This is a genomic window from Pseudomonas sp. XP2 (assembly GCF_053557975.1).
Window position 1 is genome coordinate 186,347 of the sequence record NZ_JBNRIK010000007.1, and the last position, 25,280, is coordinate 211,626.

Genomic DNA, 25,280 nt, shown 5'->3' on the forward strand with positions numbered 1-25,280 from the left:
CCTGCGCCCATCCGTTCCCCTGTGTACATCTTCGATCGCCCTTTGCTGTCCGCACACGTTCGCGGTGCAGCCGGCGCGCCCCAACAGACACTGGCAGGAACCCCCATGACGGACGCCTTCGAACTCCCGCTCTCGCTGGTCCAGGCACTTGCGCAACGCGCCACGCAGACCCCGGACAAGATCGCCCTGCGCTTTCTGGCCGACGCCCCCGGCGAGCAGGCTGTGCTCAGCTACCGGGACCTCGACCAGCGTGCACGCACCATCGCCACTGCGTTACAGGCCCGTGCCAGCTTCGGCGACCGTGCGGTGCTGTTGTTCCCCAGTGGTCCTGACTACGTGGCGGCGTTCTTCGGTTGCCTGTATGCCGGAGTGATCGCGGTACCGGCTTACCCGCCAGAATCCGCGCGCCAGCACCATCAGGAGCGTTTGCTGTCGATCATCGACGATGCCGAGCCGCGCCTGCTGCTGACCGTCGCGGCGTTGCATGACGGCCTGCAAGGCTTGCCAGCGCTGTCGGCGCACAACGGGCCTGAGCTGCTGGCAGTGGACAGCCTGGACCCGGCGCTGGCCGCAAACTGGCGCGAGCCCGTGCTCAAAGGTGATGACATCGCCTTCCTGCAATACACCTCGGGCTCCACCGCGCTGCCCAAGGGTGTACAAGTCAGCCACAGCAACCTGGTGGCCAACGAGCAGTTGATCCGCTGTGGTTTCGGCATCGACCTCAACCCCGACGACGTGATCGTCAGCTGGCTGCCGCTGTACCACGACATGGGGCTGATTGGCGGTCTGCTGCAGCCGATCTTCAGCGGCGTGCCGTGCGTGCTGATGTCGCCGGGTTACTTCCTGGCCCGGCCGCAGCGCTGGTTGCAGGCCATCAGCGAATATGGCGGCACCATCAGCGGTGGCCCCGACTTTGCCTACCGTCTGTGCAGCGAGCGGGTCAGCGAGGCCTCGCTGGCCGGGCTCGACCTGAGCCGCTGGCGCGTGGCCTATTCTGGCTCCGAGCCGATTCGCCAGGACAGCCTGGCAACCTTCGCCGACAAGTTCCAGGCCAGCGGCTTCGACCCGCAGAGCTTCTTCGCCAGCTACGGCCTGGCCGAAGCCACCCTGTTCGTCAGTGGCAGCCGCCGTGGCCAGGGCATCGACGCGCTGGAACTGGACGCCGAAGCCTTCGCCGCCAACCGCGCCGAGCCGGGCAAAGGCAGCGTGCTGATGAGCTGCGGCTACCCGCAGCCCGGTCACGCGGTACGTGTCGTGGAGCCGCAGCACTTGCAGGTGCTGGGCGACAACCAGGTCGGCGAAATCTGGGCGGCTGGCCCGAGCATCGCCCGGGGTTACTGGCGCAACCCCGAAGCCAGCGCACGCACCTTCGTTGAAATGGACGGCCAGACCTGGCTGCGCACCGGCGACCTGGGCTTCATGCGCAACGGTGAAGTGTTCGTCACCGGGCGCCTGAAAGACATGCTGATCGTGCGCGGGCAGAACCTGTACCCGCAGGACCTGGAAAAAACCCTCGAACGTGAAGTTCAAGTGCTGCGCAAAGGCCGTGTGGCCGTGTTTGCCGTCGAGCAGCAGGGCGAGGAGGGCATCGGCGTGGCGGTGGAGATCAGCCGCAACGTGCAAAAGGCAATCGAACCCCAGGCGCTGGTCAAGACCCTGCGCCAGGTGATCGCCGACGCTTGCCGCCAGGCGCCGGCCGTGGTCCTGCTGCTGAACCCGGGCGCGTTGCCCAAGACCTCCAGTGGCAAGCTGCAACGTTCGGCCTGTCGCCTGCGTATGGACGATGGCAGCCTGGACTGCTACGCCCGCTTCCCAGATGTGAGCGAAACGGCTGCAAGCGCGGCTGCCGGCAATGAGCTCCAGGCACAGATCGCCGCAGTGTGGCGGGACATTCTCAAAGTAGAGGCGGTTGCGGCAGACGACCACTTCCTGCTGCTGGGCGGCAACTCCATCGCCGCCACCCAGGCCACCGCACGGCTGGCCGATGAGCTGGGTATCAACCTGGGCCTGCGCACCCTGTTCGAAGCGCCGGTACTGGCCGATTACAGCAGCGCTGTGGCGTCGATCATGGCCGACGGCGCTGCTGGCACTGCCACCATTGCACCGCTGGAGCGCACCCAGGCCTTGGCCCAGTCGTTGGCGCAAAACCGCTTGTGGTTGATGTGGCAGTTGCAGCCACAATCGGCTGCCTACAACATCCCCGCCGGCCTGCAGCTGCGCGGTGAGCTGGACGAAAGCGCCCTGCAAGCCGCCTTCCAGGCGCTGGTGGCGCGCCACGAATCCCTGCGCACCGTATTCAGCGAAGAAAACGGCCAGCCCCTGCAACGCATTGTGGCGCAACAGCCGTTCAGCCTGCGCCGCCTGGACCTCGAAGGCCAAACGCTGGAGCAGGTCAGCGCCCAGCGGGAAGCCGAGGCCCGTCAGCCGTTCGACCTCACTCAGGGCCCCTTGCTGCGGGTGACCCTGGCACGCCTGGACGACGAAGACCATCAGTTATGGGTGACCCTGCACCACATCGTCGCGGATGGCTGGTCGCTGAATATCCTGCTGGATGAATTCGCCAAACTTTACGCAGCCCGCTGTCAGGGCCTGGAGGCCAACCTGGCGCCGCTGGGCCTGGGCTATGCCGACTACGGCACCTGGCAGCGTCAATGGCTGGCCGCCGGTGAAGCCGAACGCCAACTGCAGTACTGGAAGGCGCAGTTGGGCGGTGATCTGCCGGTGCTCGACCTGTGCACCGACCACCCCCGCGCCAGCCAGCGCGAGCACAGTGCTGCCCGGTTCAACCTCAAGGTACCGGCCACGCTTGCCGAAGCACTCAAGGGCCTGGCCCGCGAACAGCAGGCCAGCCTGTTCATGGTCCTGCTGGCCGGCTGGCAGGCGCTGCTGCACCGCTACAGCGGCCAGGCCGACATCCGTGTCGGTGTGCCCAACGCCAACCGCCCGCGCCTGGAAGCCCAAGGCATGGTCGGCTTTTTCATCAATACCCAGGTACTGCGTGCACAGCTCGATGGTCGCCTGCCATTCACGCAGTTGCTGGCCCAGGTGCGCCAGGCCACCCTTGCGGCGCAGGCTAACCAGGACTTGCCGTTCGAACAGCTGGTCGAAGCCCTGCCGCAAGCCCGTGAGCAAGGCTTGTTCCAGGTCATGTTCAACCACCAGCAACGCGACCTGTCGGCCCTGCGCCGCCTGCCGGGGCTGTTGGCCGAGGAGTTGCCATGGCACAGCCGCGAAGCCAAGTTCGACCTGCAGTTGCACAGTGAAGAAGACCACCAGGGCCGCCTGAGCCTGGCCTTCGACTATGCTGCGGAGCTGTTCGAAGCCAGCACCGTCAAACGCCTGGCTCATCACCTGCTGGCGCTGCTGGAACAGGTGTGCGCCGCGCCGCAGCGGGCGCTGGGCGAGGTGCAATTGCTGGACGAGCCTGCCCGTGCGCAATTGCTGGGCTGGGGCCGGGCACCGGCTACCGCGCCGCCAGGCCTGCTGGTCGAACAGCTCAACGAACAGGCCCGCCTGACCCCGCAACGCACCGCGCTGGCCTGGGACGGCGGCAGCCTCGACTACGCCGAACTGCACCAGCAGGCCAACCGCCTGGCCCATTACCTGCGCGACAAAGGCGTCGGCCCCGACACCTGCGTCGCCATCGCCATCGAGCGTTCGCCACAGTTGCTGGTCGGCCTGCTGGCCATCCTCAAGGCCGGCGGCGCTTACGTGCCGCTGGACGTCGACTACCCGGCCGAACGCCTTGCCTACATGCTGGCCGACTGCAGCGCCGGCCTGCTGCTGAGCCACAGCAGCCTGCTGGGCAAGCTGCCACAGGTCGACGGCGTCAGCGCCATTGCCCTCGACCAGTTGCACCTGGACAGCTGGCCCAGCCACGCGCCTGGCCTGCACCTGCACGGCGACAACCTGGCCTACGTGATCTACACCTCCGGCTCCACCGGCCAGCCCAAGGGCGTGGGCAATACCCATGCAGCGCTGGCCGAGCGCCTGCAGTGGATGCAGGCGACCTATGCGCTGGATGACAGCGATGTGCTGATGCAGAAGGCGCCGATCAGCTTCGACGTGTCGGTGTGGGAGTGCTTCTGGCCACTGGTAACCGGCTGCAAGCTGGTACTCGCCGGCCCCGGCGAACACCGCGACCCGCAGCGCATCGCCTCGCTGGTGCAGGCCCATGGCGTGACTACGCTGCACTTCGTGCCGCCGCTGTTGCAGGTGTTCGTCCAGGAGCCGCAGGCGGGTGCCTGCAGCAGCCTGCGCCGGGTGTTCTCCGGTGGCGAAGCATTGCCCGCCGCGCTGCGTGACCGCGTGCTGCAGGTGCTGCCGCAGGTGCAGCTGCACAACCGCTACGGCCCGACCGAAACCGCCATCAACGTCACCCACTGGCACTGCCAGGTGGCGGACGGCGAGCGCTCGCCAATCGGTCGCCCGCTGGGCAATGTGCTGTGCCGCGTGCTGGACGATGAGCTTGAACTGACTGCCCCCGGCGTGTCGGGCGAGCTGTACCTCGGTGGCGCTGGCCTGGCCCGTGGCTACCTGGGCCGTCCGGGTCTTACCGCCGAGCGCTTCGTGCCCCAGGCCGACGGCCACGGCGAGCGCTTGTACCGCAGTGGTGACCGCGCGCGCTGGCAGGTGCAGCTACAGGCCCTGGAATACCTCGGTCGCCTCGACCAGCAGGTAAAGGTGCGTGGTTTCCGCGTCGAGCCGGAGGAAGTACAGGCCTGCCTGTTGGCACAGCAGGGTGTGGAACAGGCGCTGGTGCTGATCCACAAGGACGCCGTTGGTGCGCAACTGGTGGGTTACTACAGTGGCAGTGCGCAGCCAGCCGAACTCCTGGCCGTGCTGGCTGAGCAACTGCCCGCGTACATGGTGCCGGCGCAGCTCATCCCGTTGGCACAGCTGCCGCTGGGCCCCAGCGGCAAGGTCGACCGCAAGGCGCTGCCGGCCCCGGTGTGGCAGCAACGCGAACATGTCGAGCCCCACACCGAGTTGCAACAACAGGTCGCCGCCATCTGGCGTGAGGTGCTGAACCTGCCGCGCGTCGGCCTGCAGGACGACTTCTTCGCCCTGGGCGGGCACTCGCTGCTGGCCACTCAGATCGTCTCGCGCAGCCGCCAGGCCTGTGATGTCGAGCTGCCGCTCAAGGCCCTGTTCGAAGCCAGTGAACTGGGCGCCTTCTGTGCCGAAATCGCACGCATCCGCGCCGCCGGCGAGCGCAACCTGCAAGGCGCAATCGCCCGGGTCGACCGCCGTCAGGCGGTGCCGCTGTCGTACTCGCAGCAGCGTATGTGGTTCCTCTGGCAAATGGAGCCGGACAGCCCGGCGTACAACGTCGGCGGCATGGCACGCCTGCGCGGCACCCTGCACGTGGACGCCTTCGAGCGTGCGTTGCAGGCGCTGATCGTGCGTCACGAAACCCTGCGTACAACCTTCCCCAGCATCGACGGCGTACCGTATCAGTGCGTGGCCGAAGACAGCGGCCTGCACCTCGTCTGGCAAGACCTGAGCGCCTTGCCCGGCGCGGCCCGCCAGCAACATCTGCAACAACTGGCCGACGACCAGGCGCACCAGCCGTTCGACCTGGAGCGCGGCCCGCTGCTGCGCGCCTGCCTGGTCAAGGCTGACGAGCGCGAGCATTTCTTCGTGCTCACCCTGCACCACATCGTCACCGAAGGCTGGGCCATGGACATTTTCGCCCGCGAGCTAGGCGAACTGTACGAAGCCTTTGTCGATGACCGCGAGTCGCCGCTGGCGCCGCTGCCGGTGCAATACCTGGACTACAGCGTATGGCAACGGCAATGGCTGGAAAGCGGCGAGGGCGCTCGTCAACTGGCCTACTGGAAGGACCGCCTGGGTGACGAGCACCCGGTGCTGGCGCTGCCTGCCGACCGCCCGCGCCCGGCAGTGCAGAGCCACCGCGGCGAGCTGTACCGCTTTGAGCTCGACCCGGCGCTGGTCGCCCGCGTGCATGCCTTCAACAGCCAGCGCGGCCTGACCTTGTTCATGACCATGACCGCCACCCTAGCCGCCTTGCTGCACCGCTACAGCGGCCAGCGTGACCTGCGCATTGGCGCGCCGGTGGCCAACCGCATCCGCCCGGAAAGCGAAGGCCTGATTGGCGCATTTCTCAATACCCAGGTGCTGCGCTGCGAGCTGGATGGCCAGATGACCGCCAACGCACTGCTGGAGCAGATGCGCCAGGCCGCGATCGAAGGCCAGTCGCACCAGGACCTGCCGTTCGACCAGTTGGTGGAGGCGTTGCAACCGCCGCGCAGTAGCGCTTACAACCCGCTGTTCCAGGTGATGTGCAACGTGCAGCGCTGGGCTTTCCAGCAAAGCCGCACACTGGCCGGCATGCAGGTGGATTACCTGCTCAATGACGCCAGTGCCACCAAGTTCGACCTGTACCTGGAGGTCACCGACCTCGACGGCCGCCTGGGTTGCTGCCTGACTTACAGCCGCGACCTGTTCGACGAACCGCGCATAGCGCGCATGGCCGAGCACTGGCAGCACCTGCTGGTCGGCTTGCTGGACAACCCGCAGCAGCGCCTGTGCGAGCTGCCGATGCTGAGCGGTGCGGAGCAGCAGGTGCTGGCGGGTCAGTTGCAGGGCGAGCACGACTTCGACCTCGACCAGACCCTGCACGGCCTGTTCGCCGCCCAGGCGGCGCGCACACCACAGGCTGGCGCGCTGACCTTCGCTGGCCAGCACATGACTTACGCTGAACTCGATCAGCGGGCCAACCGCCTGGCCCGCGCCCTGCGCGAGCGTGGCGTCGGCCCGCAGGTGCGTGTGGGCCTGGCGCTGGAGCGCTCGCTGGAAATGGTCGTCGGCCTGCTGGCCATCCTCAAGGCCGGCGGCGCCTACGTGCCGCTCGACCCCGAGTACCCGCTCGACCGCTTGCGCTACATGATCGAAGACAGCCGCATCGGCCTGCTGCTCAGCCAGCGTGAGCTGTTGCAAACCCTGGGCGAGCTGCCTGAGGGCGTGGCCCGCTGGAGCCTGGAGGACGATGCCGCCAGCCTGTCGGCCTACAGCGATGCGCCGCTGGACAACCTCAGCCTGCCGCAGCATCAGGCGTACCTGATCTACACCTCCGGCTCCACCGGCAAGCCCAAGGGCGTGGTGGTCAGCCATGGCGAATTTGCCATGCACTGCCAAGCGGTCATCGCCGCGTTCGGCATGCGCAGCGATGATTGCGAGCTGCATTTCTATTCGATCAACTTCGACGCTGCCAGCGAGCGCCTGTGGGTGCCGTTGCTGTGCGGTGCCCGCGTGGTGCTGCGCGCCCAGGGGCAGTGGGGCGCCGAGGACATCTGCCAGCTGGTGCGCGAGCAGCAGGTGAGCATTTTGGGCTTTACCCCCAGCTACGGTAGCCAGCTGGCGCAATACCTGGGCGGGCAGGGCGAGCAACTGCCGGTGCGCCTGGTGATCACCGGCGGCGAAGCGCTGACCGGCGAGCACCTGCAGCGTATTCGCCAGGCCTTTGCGCCACAGCAGTGCTTCAACGCCTACGGCCCGACCGAAACCGTGGTCATGCCGCTGGCCTGCCTGGCGCCAGACGAGTTGCCAGCGGACCTTGGCAGCGTACCGATCGGCCGCGTCATCGGTAGCCGCACGGCCTATATCCTCGACGACGACCTTGCCCTGTTGCCGCAAGGCGGCATTGGCGAACTGTACGTTGGCGGCGTCGGCCTGGCTCAGGGGTATCACGACCGCCCGGGCCTCAGCGCCGAGCGCTTCGTCGCCGACCCGTTCAGCATCGAAGGTGGCCGCTTGTATCGCACTGGCGACCTGGTGCGCCTGGGCACTGACGGCCTGGTCGAGTACGTCGGCCGTGCCGACCAGCAGGTGAAGGTTCGCGGCTTCCGTATTGAGCTGGGTGAAATCGAGAGCCGCTTGCAGGCGCACGCCGATGTCGACGAGGCCGTGGTGCTGGCCCTCGACCTGCCGGGCGGCAAGCAGTTGGTGGGTTACCTGGTGTGCAAGCAGGCCAACGCGGGTAGCGAGGCGCAAAACCTGCTGCGTGAAGCGGTGAAAGCCGATGCCCGCCAGCACCTGCCGGACTACATGGTGCCTGCGCACCTGGTACTGCTCGACAGCCTGCCGCTGATGGGTAACGGCAAGCTCGACCGCCGTGCGCTGCCGCTGCCGGACCTGGAACAAGCGCGTCAGCACTACCAGGCACCTGGCAACGAGGTGGAAAGGCAGTTGGCGCAGATCTGGCGCGATGTGCTCAACGTTGCCCAGGTCGGTGTACAGGACAACTTCTTCGAACTGGGCGGCGATTCGATCCTGTCCATCCAGGTGGTCAGCCGGGCCCGTCAGGCCGGGTTGCAATTCACCCCGCGCGACCTGTTCCAGCACCAGACCATCCAGACCCTGGCGGCTGTCGTTCAGCACAGCGAAACCGCGAGCACGGTGGAACAGGGGCTGCGCCAGGGCCAGGCCGGGCTGACACCGATTCAGCATTGGTTCTTCGACAGTGAAGTACCCCAGCCACAGCACTGGAACCAGGCCGTGTTGCTGGAGGCGCGCCAACCGCTGGATGAGGCGGTACTGGCGCAGGCCTTGGCGCTGCTGGTGCAGCACCACGACAGCCTGCGCCTGCGCTTCAGCCAGGCCCATGGCCGCTGGCAGGCCGAATACGCCCAGCCTGATACCAGGCCATTGCTGTGGACCGCCACCGTTGCCGATTTCGCTGATTGTCAGGCGCTGTACACCGACCTGCAGCGCAGCCTCGACCTGCAACAGGGCCCACTGCTGCGCGCCTTGCTGGTGGGTGACGGGCAGGGCAGCCAGCGCCTGTTGCTGGCGATCCATCACCTGGTGGTCGATGGCGTGTCCTGGCGGGTGCTGCTGGAGGACCTGCAGGCGCTTTACCGCGGCCAGCCACTGCCGGCCAAGACCCATGCCATGGGCGATTGGGCTGCGCGTCTGGCCAGCTACGCCGGCAGCGATTCGTTGCGTGACGAGCTGAGCTGGTGGCAAGGCCAGCTGGGCGGCGTGCGTCGCGAGCTACCGTGTGATCACCCGCAGGGCGGCAACCTGCACCGCCATGCGCAGACCCTGGCCATCGGCCTGGACGTGGAGCAGACCCGGCAACTGCTGCAACAGGCCCCGGCGGCTTACCACACCCAGGTCAACGACCTGCTGCTGACTGCACTGGCGCGTGCGTTGAGCCGGTGGAGCGGCGATGAAGAAGTGCTGGTACAGCTTGAAGGCCATGGCCGTGACGGGTTGTTCGAAGACATGGACCTGACCCGCAGCGTTGGCTGGTTCACCAACGCCTATCCCCTCAGCTTGCGCCCGCTGGCAGGCGAAGGCGACGTGGCGCTGGCCGGCTCGATCAAGCGTATCAAGGAGCAACTGCGCCAGGTGCCGCACAAGGGGCTGGGCTATGGCGTATTGCGCTACCTGGCGGACACGGCCGGGCGCGAGCAGATGGCGGCCTTGCCGCAGGCGCGTATCACCTTCAACTACCTGGGCCAGTTCGACCAGCAGTTCGACAGCGCGGCGCTGTTCCAGCCCCTGGAAGCACCGGCCGGCCAGGCGCATGACCTCGATGCACCACTGCCTAACTGGCTGAGCGTCGATGGCCAGGTATATGGGGGGGCCTTGCAGCTGCGCTGGACCTTCAGCGCCGAGCGCTATGACCCGCAAACCATCGCCCGCCTGGCCGAGGCCTATCGCCAGGAATTGCTGGCGCTGGTCGCGCATTGCCTGGCCGATGGCAACACCAGCTTCACCCCGTCGGACTTCCCGCTGGCGCATCTCACTCAGGAGCAGATCGACGCGTTGCCGGTACCCGCTGCGCAGATCGAGGACGTCTACCCACTGACGCCGATGCAGGAAGGCATGCTGCTGCACACCCTGCTGGAGCCAGGCACCGGCCTCTACTACATGCAGGACCGCTACCGCATCAACAGCGCGCTGGACCCTGAACGTTTTGCCCAGGCCTGGCAGGCCGTGGTGGCACGTCACGAAGCGTTGCGGGCATCGTTCAGCTGGAACAGCGGCGAGGCGATGCTGCAGATCATCCACAAACCGGGCAACCTGGCGGTGGACTACCAGGACTGGCGCGGCCTTGCTGACGAGGCCCAGGAGCAGCGCCTGCAGGCCCTGCACAAGCAGGAGCGCGAGGCCGGTTTTGCCCTGCTCAGCGAAGCACCGTTCCACTTGCGCCTGGTGCGTGTGGCCGACGAGCGCTACTGGTTCATGATGAGCAACCACCACATCCTTATCGATGCCTGGTGCCGCTCGCTGCTGATGAACGACTTCTTTGAGGTTTACCAGGCCCTCGGCGAAGGCCGCCAGGCCCAGTTGCCGGTGCCGCCGCGTTACCGCGATTACATCGGCTGGTTGCAGCGCCAGGGCCTGGAGGATGCGCGCGCCTGGTGGCAGGCCAACCTGGCCGGCTTCGAACGCGCCACCGCCATCCCCAGCGACCGCCCGCTGCGGCATGACCACGCCGGCAGCGGCATGGTCGTCGGCGACTGCTACACCCGCCTGGCGGTGAGTGACGGCGTGCGCCTGCGCGAACTGGCCCAGGCCCACCAGCTTACCGTCAACACCTTCGCCCAGGCGGCCTGGGCCTTGGTGCTGGCACGCTACAGCGGCGACCGCGACGTCGCCTTTGGCGTGACCGTGGCCGGGCGCCCGGTCAGCATGCCGCAGATGCAGCGCACCGTCGGCCTGTTCATCAACAGCGTTGCCTTGCGTGTGCAGTTGCCCGCATCCGCTGAGCGTTGCAGTGTGCGCCAGTGGTTGCAGGGCCTGCTGCAAAGCAACATGGAACTGCGCGAGTACGAATACCTGCCGCTGGTGGCGATCCAGGAGTGCAGCGACCTGCCCAAGGGCCAGCCGCTGTTCGACAGCCTGTTCGTGTTCGAGAACGCGCCGGTGGAAACCGCCGTGCTCGACCACGCCCAGCACCTGAACGCCAGCTCCGACTCGGGCCGTACCCATACCAACTTCCCGTTGACGGCGGTGTGCTACCCGGGCGACGACTTGGGCCTGCACCTGTCGTTCGACCAACGGTACTTCGACTACCCGACCGTCGAGCGCCTGCTGGCCGAGTTCAAGCGCCTGCTACTGGCGCTGGTACAAGGCTTTGAAGGGGAGGTGAGCGAGCTACCGTTGTTGGGTGCCGAGGAGCAGCGTTTCCTGCTGGACGACTGCAACCGGACCGAGCGGTCCTATCCGCTGGAGCAGAGCTACATCGCACAGTTCGAAGCACAAGTGGCCGCACATCCGCAGCGCACTGTGGCCCGCTGCCTGGAGGCGTCCTATGACTACGCCGGGCTGAACCTGGCAGCCAACCGCCTGGGCCATGCCCTGGTGGCTGCCGGGGTCGGCGTGGATCAGCCGGTGGCGCTGCTGGCCGAGCGCGGGTTGCCGCTGCTGGGCATGATCGTTGGCAGCTTCAAGGCCGGCGCGGGCTACCTGCCGCTGGACCCGGGCCTGCCGGCGGCGCGCCTGCAAAGCATCATCCAGCTCAGCCGTACGCCAGTGCTGGTGTGCAGCGCCGCTTGTGCCGAGCAGGGGCGGCAGTTGCTGGGCGAGCTGGCGGTTGCACTGCGGCCGCAATTGCTGGTCTGGGAAGACATCCAGGCCAGCCAGATCGCAAGCCACAACCCGGGCATCCACAGTGGCCCGGACAACCTCGCCTATGTGATCTACACCTCAGGGTCGACCGGCCTGCCGAAAGGGGTGATGGTCGAGCAGCGCGGCATGCTCAACAACCAACTGAGCAAGGTGCCGTACCTGGCCCTGAGCGAGCATGACGTGATCGCCCAGACCGCATCGCAAAGCTTCGATATTTCGGTGTGGCAGTTCCTTGCCGCGCCGCTGTTCGGCGCCAAGGTCGAGGTCGTGCCGAACGCCATCGCCCATGATCCGCAGGGCCTGCTGGCGCATGTGCAGGCCACCGGCATCACCGTGCTGGAAAGCGTGCCGTCGCTGATCCAGGGTATGCTGGCCAACGACCATCAGGCCCTCGACGGCCTGCGCTGGATGCTGCCGACCGGCGAGGCCATGCCACCGGAACTGGCGGCGCAGTGGCTGCAGCGTTACCCGCAGATCGGCCTGGTCAACGCCTACGGGCCGGCAGAGTGCTCGGATGACGTGGCGTTCTTCCGCGTCGATGCCGCGTCGACCCAAGGCAGCTACTTGCCGATCGGCACTCCGACCGACAACAACCGCCTGTACCTGTTCGGCGAAGAGCAGGCACTGGTGCCGCTGGGCGCGGTGGGCGAGCTGTGCGTGGCTGGCACGGGTGTTGGTCGTGGCTATGTCGGTGACCCGGCGCGCACGGCAATGGCGTTCATGCCTCACCCTTACGGGCTACCTGGAGAGCGGCTGTACCGGACCGGTGACCTCGCACGGCAGCGCCCGGACGGTGTGCTGGAGTACGTCGGGCGCATCGACCACCAGGTGAAGATCCGTGGTTACCGCATCGAGCTTGGCGAGATCGAAGCCCGCCTGCACGAACAGGCCGAGATTCGCGATGCTGCAGTGGGCGTGCAGGAAGGCGTCAACGGCAAACATCTGGTCGGTTACCTGGTGGCACACCAGGGTATCGCCGCCGATGGCGCATTGCTGGAGCAGATCAAGCAGCGCCTGCGGGCTGGGTTGCCAGAGTACATGGTGCCGCTGCACTGGGGTTGGTTCGACAGCCTGCCGCACAACGCCAACGGCAAACTCGACCGCAAGGCCCTGCCGGCCATCGACATCGGCGGCCAGCACAGCCAGGCCTATCAGGCGCCGCGCAACGAGCTGGAGGAAGTGTTGGCGGGCATTTGGGCCGATGTGCTCAAGGCCGAGCGGGTGGGGGTGCACGACAACTTCTTCGAGCTGGGCGGGCATTCGCTGCTGGCCACGCAGATCGCTTCGCGGGTGCAGAAGCAATTGCAGTTGAACGTGCCGTTGAGGGCGATGTTCGAGTGCAGCACGGTGGAGGAGCTGGCCGAGTATGTGCAGGGGTTGCAGGGCGGTGCGCTGGATGACGACAAGGTTGACCGGCTTAGTGACCTGATGGCCGAGCTTGAGGGGTTGTAGGATTAGGGTTCGCCCTAGGTTTTGCGGTGCGGCGGAAATCGAGCGCCGCCCGCGCGGCGCTTCGCGGGGCAAGCCCGCTCCCACATTTGTTTCGGGCCAATCACTCCTGAGTCATTGGCGCGCGCCCCCTGTTCGTCCCATTGGATATCGAAGGGTGAGCATTCGCTCCTCTTCCATTTCCAGCCATGCGCCAAGGGTGCGCGCGCGGAAGGCACAGGCGAAATTGGCCCGAAACAGATGTGGGAGCGGGCTTGCCCCGCGAAGCGCCGCGCGGGCGGCGCTCGATCTCCGCCCCACTGCAAAACTCAAGACATCCGCTAGCGTTTACCCAGTATCTTGCCCAGCATCTCTGGCCGCGGTGCCCCTTGCTGGCTTTGCAGATTGCCCTGTTCATCCTGATAGAAAATCGCCGGAGTCGCCTGCAACCCCATCTCTTCCATCAATGCCATGTTGGCTGCCAGCTTCTGCTGCACCGCCTCAGGCACCTGCTCCAGTGCCTTCAGCGTGCTGGCCTTGCCGGCTTTTTCATGCTGTTGCAGTGCCTTGGCCGGGTCTTTCGCAGCCAGCAGCGCCGCCGATTTACCCGGGCTGTCCTCGCGGATGATGCCGACCATGATATGGCGCAACTGCACCTTGCCCGACTCCACCCACGGCCGCGCCTGTTCCCAGAACATGTTGCAATAAGGGCAGTTCGGGTCGCTGAACAGGTACACCTTGCGCGGTGCATCGGCCTTGCCGTCGGCGATCCAGGCGGTTTTCTCCAGCTTCGCCCAGATTGCTTTGCTCATCGGTGCATACACCAGCTTTTCCAACGGCTCGGCGCTAAGGTCCTTGCCTTGTTCGTCGAACAGGCTGCCGACCACTACGTGCTTGCCGTCAGGGGTCAGGTACAGGGCCAGGGCGTTGTTCTGGTACTCCGCGGCGTAGCCGCGCAGGCCGTCAGGCGCGTTGAAGCTGCCTTTGATCACGGCGCCCTTGGCTTGCAGTTGCTGAACCGCCTTGGGCAGCTCTTCGGCCTGCAGGGGCGGGGCGGCCAGCAGGGCCAGGGACAGGGGCAGCAGTGCAGTCAGTCGCATGTCAGTTTCCTTGTGCGGCAGGGGCGGGCGCAGTGGCCCGGTCGAAAGGTTCCAGGGCGTGGCGCAGGCTGGCCCGGGACAGCTCGCCCAGGTGGCTGCCGATCAGCCGCCCGTCGGCGTCATAGAACAAGGTCGTGGGCAGGGCCATGGAACCGACCCGTTGGGCCAGCAGGCCGGTGCCGTCGAACAGCACGTGGGTCAGGCTCAGGCCGGTAGTGGCGAGGAAGGTGCTGACGTTTTCCGGGGTCTCGCCCTGATTGACGAACAGGAAGGTCACATGCGGGTATTCGCCTTGCGCCTGTTGCAGCACCGGCATCTCGCGCCGGCAAGGCGGGCACCAGGTGGCCCAGATGTTGATTACCAATGGCTTGCCGCGGTAGCTGTGCAGCGCCACCGGCTGGCCGCCAGCGTTGCGCAGGCTCAGTTCGGGCAGCTCGGTACCTTTGCTGTACAAATGTCCGCCGAAGCTGGCCAGGCCCCAGAACAGCGCGCCGCTGAACAGCGCCCAGCCCAGCGGGCGGCGCAGGCCTGGGTGGCGCCAGCCCTGCCACAGGGCACCAAAGACGATGCCGACAAGGCCCGTCCAGAGCAGGAACCCGCCATCGCGGATGTCGATCATTTGCAACGGCTCATCGCGGTACATCGGCCAGTAGGCCAGCACGAAGCCGGCACGGGCGCACAGCAGGCCGATCAGGAACAGGTTGAACAGCGCCGATTCCGGGCTTTCGCCGCCACGCCGGGCGACCCACCAGCCGACCACGCTGGCGATCACCAGGGCGGTGAGCATCAACAGGTGGTTGAGGGCCATCGTCAGTGGCCCGAGGGTTACGGTCAGCATCAGCCTTGGCTCCTGGTCTGGGCCCAGTGTTGCTGGAACGCGGCGGCATCCACCTCACCGGTAATGCGCCGCGCGCGGCGTTCGTCGCCTTCCGGGCCGATCCAGATGATGCTGGGCGGGCCGGGTACCTGGTAGCGCTGCAGCAAGGCTTTGCTGGCTGGGCTGTCGGCGGTCACGTCCAGGCGCAGCAGGTGCACCCCGGCCAGGCCGGCCTGCACGTCGCTGCGGGCGAACACCTGTTTTTCCATGACCTTGCACGACACGCACCAGTCGGCATAGTAGTCGAGCATCACCCACTGGCCACGAGCCTTGGCCGCATCCAGTTCACGTTGCAGGTCTTCGGGGCGGCTGACCGTGACGAAGCTGTCTTCGGCATGCTGGCCAGCGACTGGCGCGCCACCACCACCGGTGAACGGGCGCAGCGGCTGCCACAGGTCATCGCCACCGGCTGCGGCGCCTACCAGCAACAGGCCGCCCCACAGGGCGCCCAGCAACGGTACGGCGCGCAACGCTGGCAGGCGCTGCAGGACCGGCCAGGTGGCCCAGGCCAGGGCGATCAGCCAGGCGCCGCTCAGGGCCAGCAGCAGCGTGGCGGGCAACAGGCTGCGCACGGTATACAGCGCCATGGCCAGGAACACGAAGCCGAACACGCCCTTGACCCGGTCCATCCAGGCGCCTGGGCGCGGCAGGTAACGGTTGCCCAGGGTTACCAGCAACAGCAGCGGTACGCCCATGCCCAGGCCGAGGCTGAACAGCACCAGCGCGCCCTGCAGCACGTCGCCGCTCTGGGCGATGTACAGCAGCGCGCCGGCCAATGGCGCAGTCATGCACGGGCCCAGCAGCAGGCCGGACAACGCCCCGAGCAGCGCCGCGCCATACAGGTTGCCGCCACGGGTGCCTTGCCCGGCGCGGTCAAGGCGGTCCCGCACGGCGGCGGGCAGTTGCAGCTCGAAGGCGCCAAACATGGGCAGGGCCAGCAGCACGAACAGTCCCGCGAGGCTGCCCAGCAGCCAGGGTTGCTGCAGCCAGGCCTGCAGGCTGGCACCCAGCAGCGCGGCAACCACGCCCAGGGCGGCGTACACCAGTGCCATGCTCAGCACATACACCCCGGCCAGCAGCCAGCCGCCTCGGGCGCTGGCGCCATTGCCCAGTACCAGCCCGGCAAGGATCGGCAGCATCGGGAGCGAGCAGGGGGTAAACGCCAGCAACAGGCCCAGGCCGAAGAACGCCAGCAGGCTCCAGGCCAGGTGGCCCTGTTGCAGGCCACTGGCCAGGGCCTGGTCGCTGGCTTGCTCGGCGGCTGGGGCCACACTGCCGCCCAGCTCGATCAGGGTGGTTTGCGGTGGATAGCACAGGCCGGCGTCGGCGCAGCCTTGCCAGCCCAGGCGCAACTGGCCTTGGGCATTGGCCGGCAGCAGCAGTTCGAGCTGGTCGCGGTACACCGCGCTGTCACCAAAGAATTCGTCATGGTGGTTGAGCGCCGGCGGCAACTGCGGGTGCTGCTCGGCAGGCAGGCCGTCGAATTTCAAGCGCTTCTGGTACAGGTAGTAGCCCGGCTTGATCTGGAAATACAGGCGCATCTGGCCATCGGCCTGGCGGTCGTGGGTGAGCACGAAGGCCTGGTCGACCGGCAGGAAGTCCGGTTTTACATCGAACGGGTTGGCCTGCAACGGCCCGGCCAGAAGCAGTGTGAGGAAGAGCAGGAGGACGCGCATGTCTTCGCCTTGGCAGATCTAGGAATGGGGCCATGCTGGCTGGGGTTGATTAAAGGAAGGTTAACTCTGGTTTTTGGGCAGATGCTTGTCGGGGATTTTCAGCGCCTGTGAGATCGAGCGCCGCCCGCGCGGCGCTCGATCTCCCAGGCGCCAAGAATCCCCCGGCAAACACCTGACAGCCCACCCCCAATCCCCCATCACCCCAGACACACCGCGACATATTGTCGGCTTGACTTTGCCTATCCCCACTCACTTGCTGTAAAGTTGACGCGCAAGTCAGCTTTCCCCGCTAGCACTAGAATCAAAAATAGGGCAGGCCCCCCACTGCCCAGAGGATCAAGCATGTCCAACCGTGATATTTCCAGGCGCGCCTTCTTGCAAGGCGGGCTGATAGCTGGTGTCGGTGTGACCATGGCGCCACTCGGCAGCCAGGCGTTCGCCGCACTGATGGAGGACCGCGTCACCACCTCGCCGCAGAAGTGGATGAACCATGACGGCAAGGCGCGTTTCCGTAACGATGCCTTGTCCAAGGTGTGTGGCGACAAGGTGTTCGCCCGCGATATCCGCGCCAAGGACATGCCTGGCTGGCCAACGCAGCAAGGCCACGCGCTGCTGCTCAAGGCCACCAAGGCCGACCGTATCTATGCCGGGCATGACCTTAGCCTGCTCGGAAGCGAGTTGCAGCCGGACCGCATCGTTACCGCTGCCGACCTTGAGAAAGACGGTCTCGCCTGGCCCGAGGCCCATTCGCCCGACCCGCTGCTGCCGCCCGGCAAGGTGCCGATGTTCATTGGCCACCCGGTGGCAATCCTGATCTGGCACGACTTCGAGCGCTTCCGCCAGGCCAAACGCAAGCTGCAGTTCAACGAACAGGCGATCCGTTACGGCGCCCAGGCACCGCTGTACCAGCGCGACCCTTACGGCAGCTTCCGCTTCGTGCGCGTCGGCGGTGCCACGCCGTTCGACGACGATGAATTCTCGAGCCTGAAGAATTCCATGCTGTTCCCGACCATTCTCAACCGCAAGCCGGTGTGGTCGAAACAGCCCAACCAGCATGGCGACCTGACCGAGCAGGGGCTGTTCTACGCCAAGCGCATGGCCGAGCAACTGGACAACCCGCCCGAGGACTGGCTGGTGTTCGACGAGCGCTACAAAACGCCGTCCATCGAACCCGCCGCGCTGGAGCCGGACAACGGCAATGGCTGGTACGACCCGGCCAGCGGCACGCTGCACTTCGTGGTCGCCACCCAGTGCCCGTTCGAAGTGGCGCAGGAATGCGTGCACATGATCAAGCCGTCGCGTTTCGCCCTGAACACGCTGAACATGCACCCGGGTTACACCGTGGGCTATGGCTCCAAAGACAACAACATCTTCGTCTTCTACGCCGCCGTGGCTGCGCTGTATGGCGCCGGCGTGCCGATCCGCCTGGCCAACGACCGTTACGAGCAGTTCCAGAGTGGCATCAAGCGCCATGCCTTCGATATCCGCTACCAGTTGGCCGTGGACAAAAAGGACAACAGCTTCAAGATCTTCCGCGCCGACATGAGCTGCGACGGCGGCGGGCGCATCAACTACAGCCCGTCGGTAGCTGCGGTGGGGGCTACGGCAGCGCAGTCGATCTATTACATGCCGCAGAACGACCTGTCGGTCACCGCCTACCATTCTCGCGGTGTCGAGGCCGGCTCCATGCGCGGCTACGGCACCTTGCAGAGCATGGCGGCCACCGAGATGATGGTCGATGAAATTGCCGGCCGCCTGGGCGTCGATGCCATCGACCTGCGCCGTGCCAACGCGCTGAAATCGGGCATGAAAAACACCCAGGGCGCGGTGCCGGCGGGCGCGCTGCGTCTGTACGAGATTCTCGACAAGGCCGCCGTGCATGAAGGGTGGCGCAACCGCGATACGCGCAAGCAGCAGATGGACGCGCAGGACCAGGACCACTGGTACGGCGTGGGCTTTGCAATTTGCCAGAAGGACTTCGGCACCGGCTCCGAGGCGCCGATGGCCAGCATCGAGTTCAGCCGCGAGGGCCGCATCAGCCTGCGCCACATCGGCACCGAGCTGGGCACCGGCATGTCTACCTCGCAGGCCCTGGTGGTCAGCGATTTCCTTGGCCGCTCGGCTGACGAGGTCAGGACTGCGGTCACCGAATGGCCAGAGCTGCAACTGAGCACCAGTGGCAACCCGTACCTGATCAGCCAGCCCGAGCAGGATGCCGCGCTGCGCAACCCGCGCTGGGTGGGCAAGCTGGCGTCGCCATCGTCGGCGACCAACTCGGCCTTCTACTTCAGCCATGCCACCCGCGAAGCGGCGCGCGTGCTGTTCAACCACGGCCTGTGGCCGGCGGCCATGGCCATCTGGAGCCAGGGCCCGCATGGCGGCCAGGCCAACCCGCTGGTGGTGCGCCGCGAGAACGCGGTGTGGGTCAATGGTGAGCTGACCGGTAACGGCCTGCAGCCGATCCCGTTCGCCCAGCTGGCACAGAAGGCCCACGACATGGGCCTGGTCACCGGCGCCAGTGTGCACGGTTTCAACCGTTGGAGCTGGGCCGAGGCTGACTTCGTCATCGACGGCGTGCGCGAGCGCTTCCCGCTCGACGCCGTGGCGGTGAAGTACGGCGATGGCGCAGTGAGCGCCAAGAAGGCGCAGATGAGCAGCCACGGTTACCACCTGCTCGACCGGCAGAACGCAGCCTACCCCGATACCCAGCTGAACAACGCCATGGTCACCTACTACAGCCCGGTGGCAACCCTCGTTGAAGTCAAGGTCAACAAGGGCACCCATGAAGTGCAAGTGCTCAACCATCACAGCTGGGTCGAGTGCGGCCGGGTGCTGGTACCGGAGCTGGTCAAGGGCCAGCTAGAAGGCGGTATCGCCATGGGCATCGGCCACGCGCTGACCGAAGAAATGCCGTTGTACGAGGGTGGGCCCGGGGAGGGCGACTGGAACTTCAACCGCTACCGCCTGCCGCATGCGCGCGACGTGGCGGTGTGGCAGCAGACCAGCGAAATTCTCCCGCCGCTGTCACCGACCGACCCGTCCAAGGGCATCGCCGAAGTGGTGATGATCCCGGTCGTGGGGGCCATCGGCAATGCCGTTGCCCATGCCATCGGCAAGCGCGTGCGCGATCTCCCTATCACCCCAGCCCGTATCAAGGAGGCCCTCAATGGCTAACCGTCCACTGCAACTGACCCTCAACGGTCAACCGGTCGGCCCGGTCGAGGTCCCCGCTGACCTGGCGATGATCGACTACCTGCACGAACACCAGAACCTCACCGGCTCGCGCCTGGGCTGTGGCCAGGGCATCTGCCACGCCTGCGTGGTGATCGTCGACAACCCCGACGGCACCAGCGAGGAAGTGCGCACCTGCATCACCGGCGCCCACTATTTCGAGGGCAAGAAGGTGCGCACCATCGAGGGCCACGCCAAACCGGACGAGGCCGGCAACCTGACGCTGAACCCGATCCAGCAGAAGTTCGTTGACCTGTTCGCCTTCCAGTGCAGCTACTGCGCGCCGGGGTTCGTCAACGCTGCTACCGTGCTGGTGGAAACGGCCCAGCGCCAGCCGTTGAAGAAGAGCGAAGTGGAAGACCGCATCGAGGCCAGCCTCGGGCACCACATCTGCCGCTGCACCGGCTACGTGCGTTATTACGACGCTACCCGCAAGGTGCTCAACGATCTCGGCCTGGTCAAGGAGGGTTGAGCATGGGCTTTGTACGTAGCGCATGGGCGTTGGCACTGGGTCTGGCCGTCAGTTCGTTTGCCCTGGCGGCCGACGAGGCCCAGGTCAAGCGCGGTGAATACCTGGCACGCGCGGCCGACTGCATGGCCTGCCATACTGCCGAAGGCGGCGCGCCGTATGCTGGCGGGCTGCCGATTCATTCGCCGTTTGGCACCATTTACGGCAGCAACATCACCCCGGACAAGCAATACGGCATCGGCAACTACAGCGCCGACGAGTTCTTCGCCGCAGTCACCGAGGGCAAGCGCAAGGACGGCGCCAATCTGTATCCGGCGATGCCTTACACCTCGTACCACCTGATCAAGCGTGAAGATTCGGACGCGATCCTCGCCTACCTGATGACCATCCCGCCGATCAACCGCCCGGCACCGCAGACCGCGTTGCGCTTCCCGTTCAATGTGCGGATGGGCCTGAGTGGCTGGAACATGCTGTATGGCAAGAGCGTGCAGTTGCAGCCAACCGAAGGCAAAAGCCCGGCCTGGCAGCGTGGCCAGTACATGGTCGAGGTCATGGGCCATTGCGGCGAATGCCATACCCCGCGCAATCCCATCGGCGCGCTGCAGCAGGACCAGCGCCTGACCGGTGGCTTGCTTGGCGGCTACCTGGCGCCGAGCCTGCTGGCCCAGGACCTGGCCGAACGCGGCTGGACCCAGCCAGACCTGACCACCTTCCTCAAGCACGGCATCAGTGCCCAGGGCAGCATGTTCAACGAGATGTTCCCGGTGGTGCACCACAGCACCCAACACCTGGAAGACGCAGACCTGGCGGCCATGGCCACTTACCTGCTGGGCGACCAGCCACCGCCGGCCAAGGCCATCCAGGCAGTTGCCCTGGAGCAGATGAGCGACAGCGCCAAGCGCGGCCACCAGCAGTACCTGAACGTCTGCGCCGGCTGCCATGGTGTCGACGGCGAGGGCAAGCCGCACATCGCCGTGGCCATGCAGGGCAACACCGTGCTGCGCCAGGGTGACTCGCGCAACCTGGTCAAGGTCATCCTCGAAGGTATTCGTGAACAGCAGTTCACCGGCTTTGAACGCATGCAGCCAATGCCAGGCTTTGCCGACAAGCTGGATGACCAGCAGGTGACGGATATGGTCAACTACCTGCGCCAGGCGTGGGGTGGACTGCCCGGTGACCTGAAGGTACAGCAGCTCGCCGAGCTGAAGGCGGAGTAAACGTGCAACATCTCGATCTACAGGTGATTCGTCAGGCCTTGCAGTGGTCGTGCAACGGGCAACGTGTGTGGTTGTGCACGGTGCTGGCCACCTATGGCTCGGCGCCGCGTGCGCCGGGCTCGCTGCTGGCTGTCAATGCCAGTGGCCAGTGGCTGGGGTCGCTGTCCGGTGGCTGTGTCGAAGACGACTTTCTCGAACGCGTGGCCCTGGGTGAATTCCCGGAGCCGGTTGCCATCGTGCGTTACGGCGATGGCAGCGACCCGCGTTCGAGTGTCCGCTTGCCGTGTGGCGGTGTGCTTGAAGTGCTGGTGGAGAACTTGCCGGCCGAGTGCGAGGTGCAGGCGCACCTGCGTGAGATGGAAAGCGCGCTGCAGGGCCAGCGCCGGGTGCTGCGTGAAGTGAGCTTGCCCGAAGGTACCCGCCATCTGGCCGATGACCCTTCCCAGGGACCACGCGTCGAGCGGGAAGCAGCCTGTGTTCGCTTGCGTGTCGGCGCGGCCCAGCGCCTGCTGCTGGCCGGCTATTCCAGCGTGGCGCATTTTTGTGCCGAGTTCGGCAAAGGCATGGGGTTTGAAGTCATCCTTTGCGAGCCGCGGGACGAAGTGCTGGATGGCGTGCGGCTGGACGGCGTTGAAGTGCGCCGCGAGTTGCCTTCGGAGTTTATCCACCATGGCGGTTGCCATGCCGACACGGCGGTGGTGGCTTTGACCCACGACCCGAAGATCGACGACCTGGCGATGCTTGAAGCGGTGCGTACCGAGGCTTTCTACATTGGCGTGATGGGCTCCCGGGTGACCTCCGACAAGCGCCGTGAGCGCTTGCAGCGCATCGGCGGCCTGGGTGAAGTGGAATTGGGCCGCATCCATGCCCCGATCGGCCTCAACCTGGGCAGCAAGACCCCGGCCGAGATCGCGCTGGCGGTGTTGGCCGATATCCTGCGGGTGCGCAACGGCATTGCGCGGGTGGCGCTGTGAGCGTGGTGGCCCTGGTGCTGGCGGCAGGGCGCGGTACGCGTTTCGGTTCCGACAAGCGCCGGGCCACCCTGGCCGATGGCCGCAGCTTGCTGGCGCATAGCGTGGAGCGAGCCCGGGCGGTGTTCGATGATGTGCGCGTGGTATTGCGCGCAGGTGAGCGGGCCGAGGATTTTGGCTTGCCCCCCGATTGCCAGGTAGTCATCAGCCATCAAGCGGCCGCGGGCATGGGGCACAGCCTGGCGGCCGGCGCTCGGTCTTTGCTCGACAGCCATGCCCAGGCAGTGGCGATTTTGCTGGGTGACATGCCGTGGATCGAGTCGGCAACCTTGCGCCAACTGGCCGCAGCGGCCGCGGCTTCGACCATCGTGTTGCCACGCCATGCGGGGCAGCAGGGGCATCCGGTGATGTTCGGGCGTGATTTCTGGCCTGCGCTGGGGCAATTGTCCGGCGATGAAGGGGCGCGCTCGGTGGTGCAGGCCAATCGGGGCAGTTGTGTGGTGATCGAACTGGCAGATGCCGGGGTGTTGCTGGATGTCGATACGCCACAGGAGTTGATGTAGGGCCCTGGTGCTCACCACTGCACCCAAGACGAACACCCTGACCCACCCACAAAGGTCCATAATGCCCCCTTAATCCGCCCAAGGTGCAATGCCAGCCACACCACTCCGGGAGCCCCACCATGCACGTTCTGCTCTGCGAGGACGACGACCTGATCGCCGCCGGCATCTGCGCCGGCCTCACCGCCCAGGGCCTGACCGTGGACCGGGTGGGCAACGCCGCCGCTGCGCGGGCGATGTTGCAGGCCGCGCAGTTCGACGTGATGATCCTCGACCTCGGCCTGCCCGACGAAGACGGCCTCAAGCTGCTGCGCCGCCTGCGCCAGCAGGGTGTGGACCTGCCAGTGCTGGTACTCACGGCCCGCGATGCCGTCACCGACCGCGTCGATGGCCTGCAGGCCGGCGCCGATGACTACCTGCTCAAGCCGTTCGACCTGCGCGAGCTGGCCGCTCGCCTGCATACCCTGCTGCGGCGGGTGGCCGGGCGGGCGGTGAATGTGATCGAGCACGGGCCGTTGCGCTATGACCCGAGCAGCTGCGAGGCGACCCTGGCCGGCCAATCGGTCGACCTGTCCCGCCGTGAGCAGGCCTTGCTCCAGGCGTTGCTGCAAAACCCCGGGCGGGTGCTGTCCAGTGAACAGCTTAAAGATTGCGTATACGGCTTCAGCGATGAAGTCGAAAGCAACGCCCTGAACGTGCATATCCACCACCTGCGGCGCAAGCTGGGCAACGGCATTGTCGAGACCGTGCGTGGCCTGGGTTATCGGCTGGGCCCTGCGCAGGCCCCGGAGGAGGCCGCCTCATGAGCCTGCGGGTACGCCTGAGCCTGATTCTGGGCAGCGCTTTCGTGATCATCTGGGCGCTGGCCGCGGCGTGGATGCTGCGTGACCTGCGCCAGCAGATGATGTTTTCCCTCGACCAGCGCCTGGTAGCCTCGGCGCGCATGGTCGCCGGCCTGATCGACCAGTTGCCGCAACCCCTGACTGCCAAGGGCGGGGAGGCGCACTTTTCCGCCGACCAGTTCAGTGTGCCGGACGGCATGGCCTGCCAGGTCAGTTCGCTGCGTGGCGAGATCCTTGCCAGCAACCATAAGCACGATGGCGCCATGGACGACGAGCGCAGTGGCTTCCGTGACCAGACCATCGACGATGCCCTGTGGCGCACCTTCACCTACAACCACGGTGATGTGCGCATCACCACTGCCGACCGGCACATGGAGCGCGAGGCGCTGAACCAGTCGATCCTGCTGGCCGCTTCGGCGCCCGTGCTGATGGCCCTGCTCGGCAGCCTGGGGCTGTTGTGGATTGGCCTGGGCAAGGGCCTGGAGCCGCTCAACCGCATGCGCGACGCGTTGCGCCGTAGGCGCGCGGACAGTGTCGAACCCTTGCAGGTGGCGGGCATGCCCAGCGAGTTGCAGCCCTTGCTGGAAACCCAGAACCAGCTGTTCCTGCGTATAGCCCAGACCCTTGAGCGCGAGCGGCGCCTGACCGACGATGCGGCCCATGAATTGCGCAGCCCGCTGACCGCCATCAAGACCCACCTGCAGGTGGCACGCATGACCGATGGCGCGGTGCGCGAGCAGGCGCTGGAGCATGCCGAGCAGGGCACCGACCGCATGCACCGCACGCTGGAGCAGTTGCTGATGCTGGCGCGGGTGGAAGGCAGCCTGTCGTTCGAGGATGGGGTGCAGTGCAGCGCCGAGCAGGTGGCCCGCCAGGCGGTGCAGGACGCCGGTGGGGGTGACAACCGCCGCATCGTGCTGCGTCTGCCTGAAGAAGCCACGCAAATCTACCTGGGCATGCCCGCACCGTTGGCGGTGGCCGCGCTGCGCAACCTGCTGGACAACGCATTGCGCCATGGCGGCGATGAGGCGGTGGAGCTGGAGGTGCAGATGGCCGACGGCCAGGTGGGCTTCATGGTGCGCGACCACGGGCCAGGGATTGCCGAAGGCGACCTTGAGCACCTGACCGAGCGCTTCTGGCGCAATGGGCAGAGTGGCGGCTGCGGGTTGGGGTTGGCGATTGTCCAGGCGATCGTGCAGCGGTGTGCGGGTAGCCTGCGCTTTGACAGCCGTAGCGATGGGTTGCGGGTGCTCTTGCAAGTACCGGCGCGATCCGGGCATTGATGTTTATCGGCTGGGCGGG

At 66.3% G+C, this 25,280-nt stretch carries 11 protein-coding genes; 8 read left to right on the forward strand and 3 right to left on the reverse strand.

Annotated features, from left to right (window positions below):
* The first annotated feature begins 105 nt into the window (after positions 1–105).
* Positions 106–13,059: a non-ribosomal peptide synthetase gene (locus ACK1VC_RS10945; protein ID WP_191086825.1), complete on the forward strand. Its 12,954-nt coding sequence runs from the start codon at positions 106–108 to the stop codon at positions 13,057–13,059.
* A gap of 317 nt (positions 13,060–13,376) precedes the next feature.
* On the opposite strand, the gene dsbG is transcribed toward ACK1VC_RS10945, so the two are convergent.
* The 3 genes from dsbG to dsbD are packed head-to-tail and all read right to left on the reverse strand — an operon-like array spanning position 13,377 to position 16,688.
* Positions 13,377–14,135: a thiol:disulfide interchange protein DsbG gene (gene dsbG, locus ACK1VC_RS10950; protein WP_016488323.1), complete on the reverse strand. Its 759-nt coding sequence runs from the start codon at positions 14,133–14,135 to the stop codon at positions 13,377–13,379.
* Position 14,136: 1 nt separating this feature from the next.
* Entirely contained in the window at positions 14,137–14,973 is an 837-nt protein-coding gene (locus tag ACK1VC_RS10955) for a TlpA disulfide reductase family protein (RefSeq protein WP_016488322.1), read from the reverse strand.
* Positions 14,973–16,688 carry a protein-disulfide reductase DsbD gene (gene dsbD / locus ACK1VC_RS10960; protein ID WP_191086824.1) on the reverse strand — a complete coding sequence of 572 codons (1,716 nt, stop codon included), beginning with the start codon at positions 16,686–16,688 and terminating at the stop codon, positions 14,973–14,975. Before dsbD ends, ACK1VC_RS10955 begins: the two co-directional genes overlap by 1 nt.
* Before the next feature lie 342 nt (positions 16,689–17,030).
* Between dsbD and ACK1VC_RS10965 the strand changes: the two genes are divergently transcribed.
* From ACK1VC_RS10965 to ACK1VC_RS10995, 7 genes are all read left to right on the forward strand, one after another.
* Entirely contained in the window at positions 17,031–19,862 is a 2,832-nt protein-coding gene (locus tag ACK1VC_RS10965; RefSeq protein ID WP_016488320.1) for a xanthine dehydrogenase family protein molybdopterin-binding subunit, read from the forward strand.
* Positions 19,855–20,391: a (2Fe-2S)-binding protein gene (locus ACK1VC_RS10970; RefSeq protein WP_016488319.1), complete on the forward strand. Its 537-nt coding sequence runs from the start codon at positions 19,855–19,857 to the stop codon at positions 20,389–20,391. The genes ACK1VC_RS10965 and ACK1VC_RS10970 overlap by 8 nt, the downstream gene beginning before the upstream one ends.
* A gap of 2 nt (positions 20,392–20,393) precedes the next feature.
* The gene (locus ACK1VC_RS10975; RefSeq protein WP_016488318.1) at positions 20,394–21,605 is read left to right on the forward strand and encodes a cytochrome c; all 1,212 of its coding nucleotides are present in this window, start codon (positions 20,394–20,396) and stop codon (positions 21,603–21,605) included.
* A 2-nt stretch (positions 21,606–21,607) separates the two neighbouring features.
* A complete protein-coding gene (locus tag ACK1VC_RS10980; protein ID WP_016488317.1) occupies positions 21,608–22,579 on the forward strand; it encodes an XdhC family protein in 972 nt (323 codons plus the stop codon).
* A complete protein-coding gene (locus ACK1VC_RS10985; RefSeq protein ID WP_191086823.1) occupies positions 22,576–23,139 on the forward strand; it encodes a nucleotidyltransferase family protein in 564 nt (187 codons plus the stop codon). Before ACK1VC_RS10980 ends, ACK1VC_RS10985 begins: the two co-directional genes overlap by 4 nt.
* 119 nt (positions 23,140–23,258) lie before the next feature.
* Positions 23,259–23,942: a response regulator gene (locus ACK1VC_RS10990; RefSeq protein ID WP_016488315.1), complete on the forward strand. Its 684-nt coding sequence runs from the start codon at positions 23,259–23,261 to the stop codon at positions 23,940–23,942.
* Positions 23,939–25,261, forward strand: coding sequence for an ATP-binding protein (locus ACK1VC_RS10995; RefSeq protein ID WP_016488314.1), 1,323 nt, complete (start codon positions 23,939–23,941; stop codon positions 25,259–25,261). Before ACK1VC_RS10990 ends, ACK1VC_RS10995 begins: the two co-directional genes overlap by 4 nt.
* The last annotated feature ends 19 nt before the right edge of the window (positions 25,262–25,280 follow it).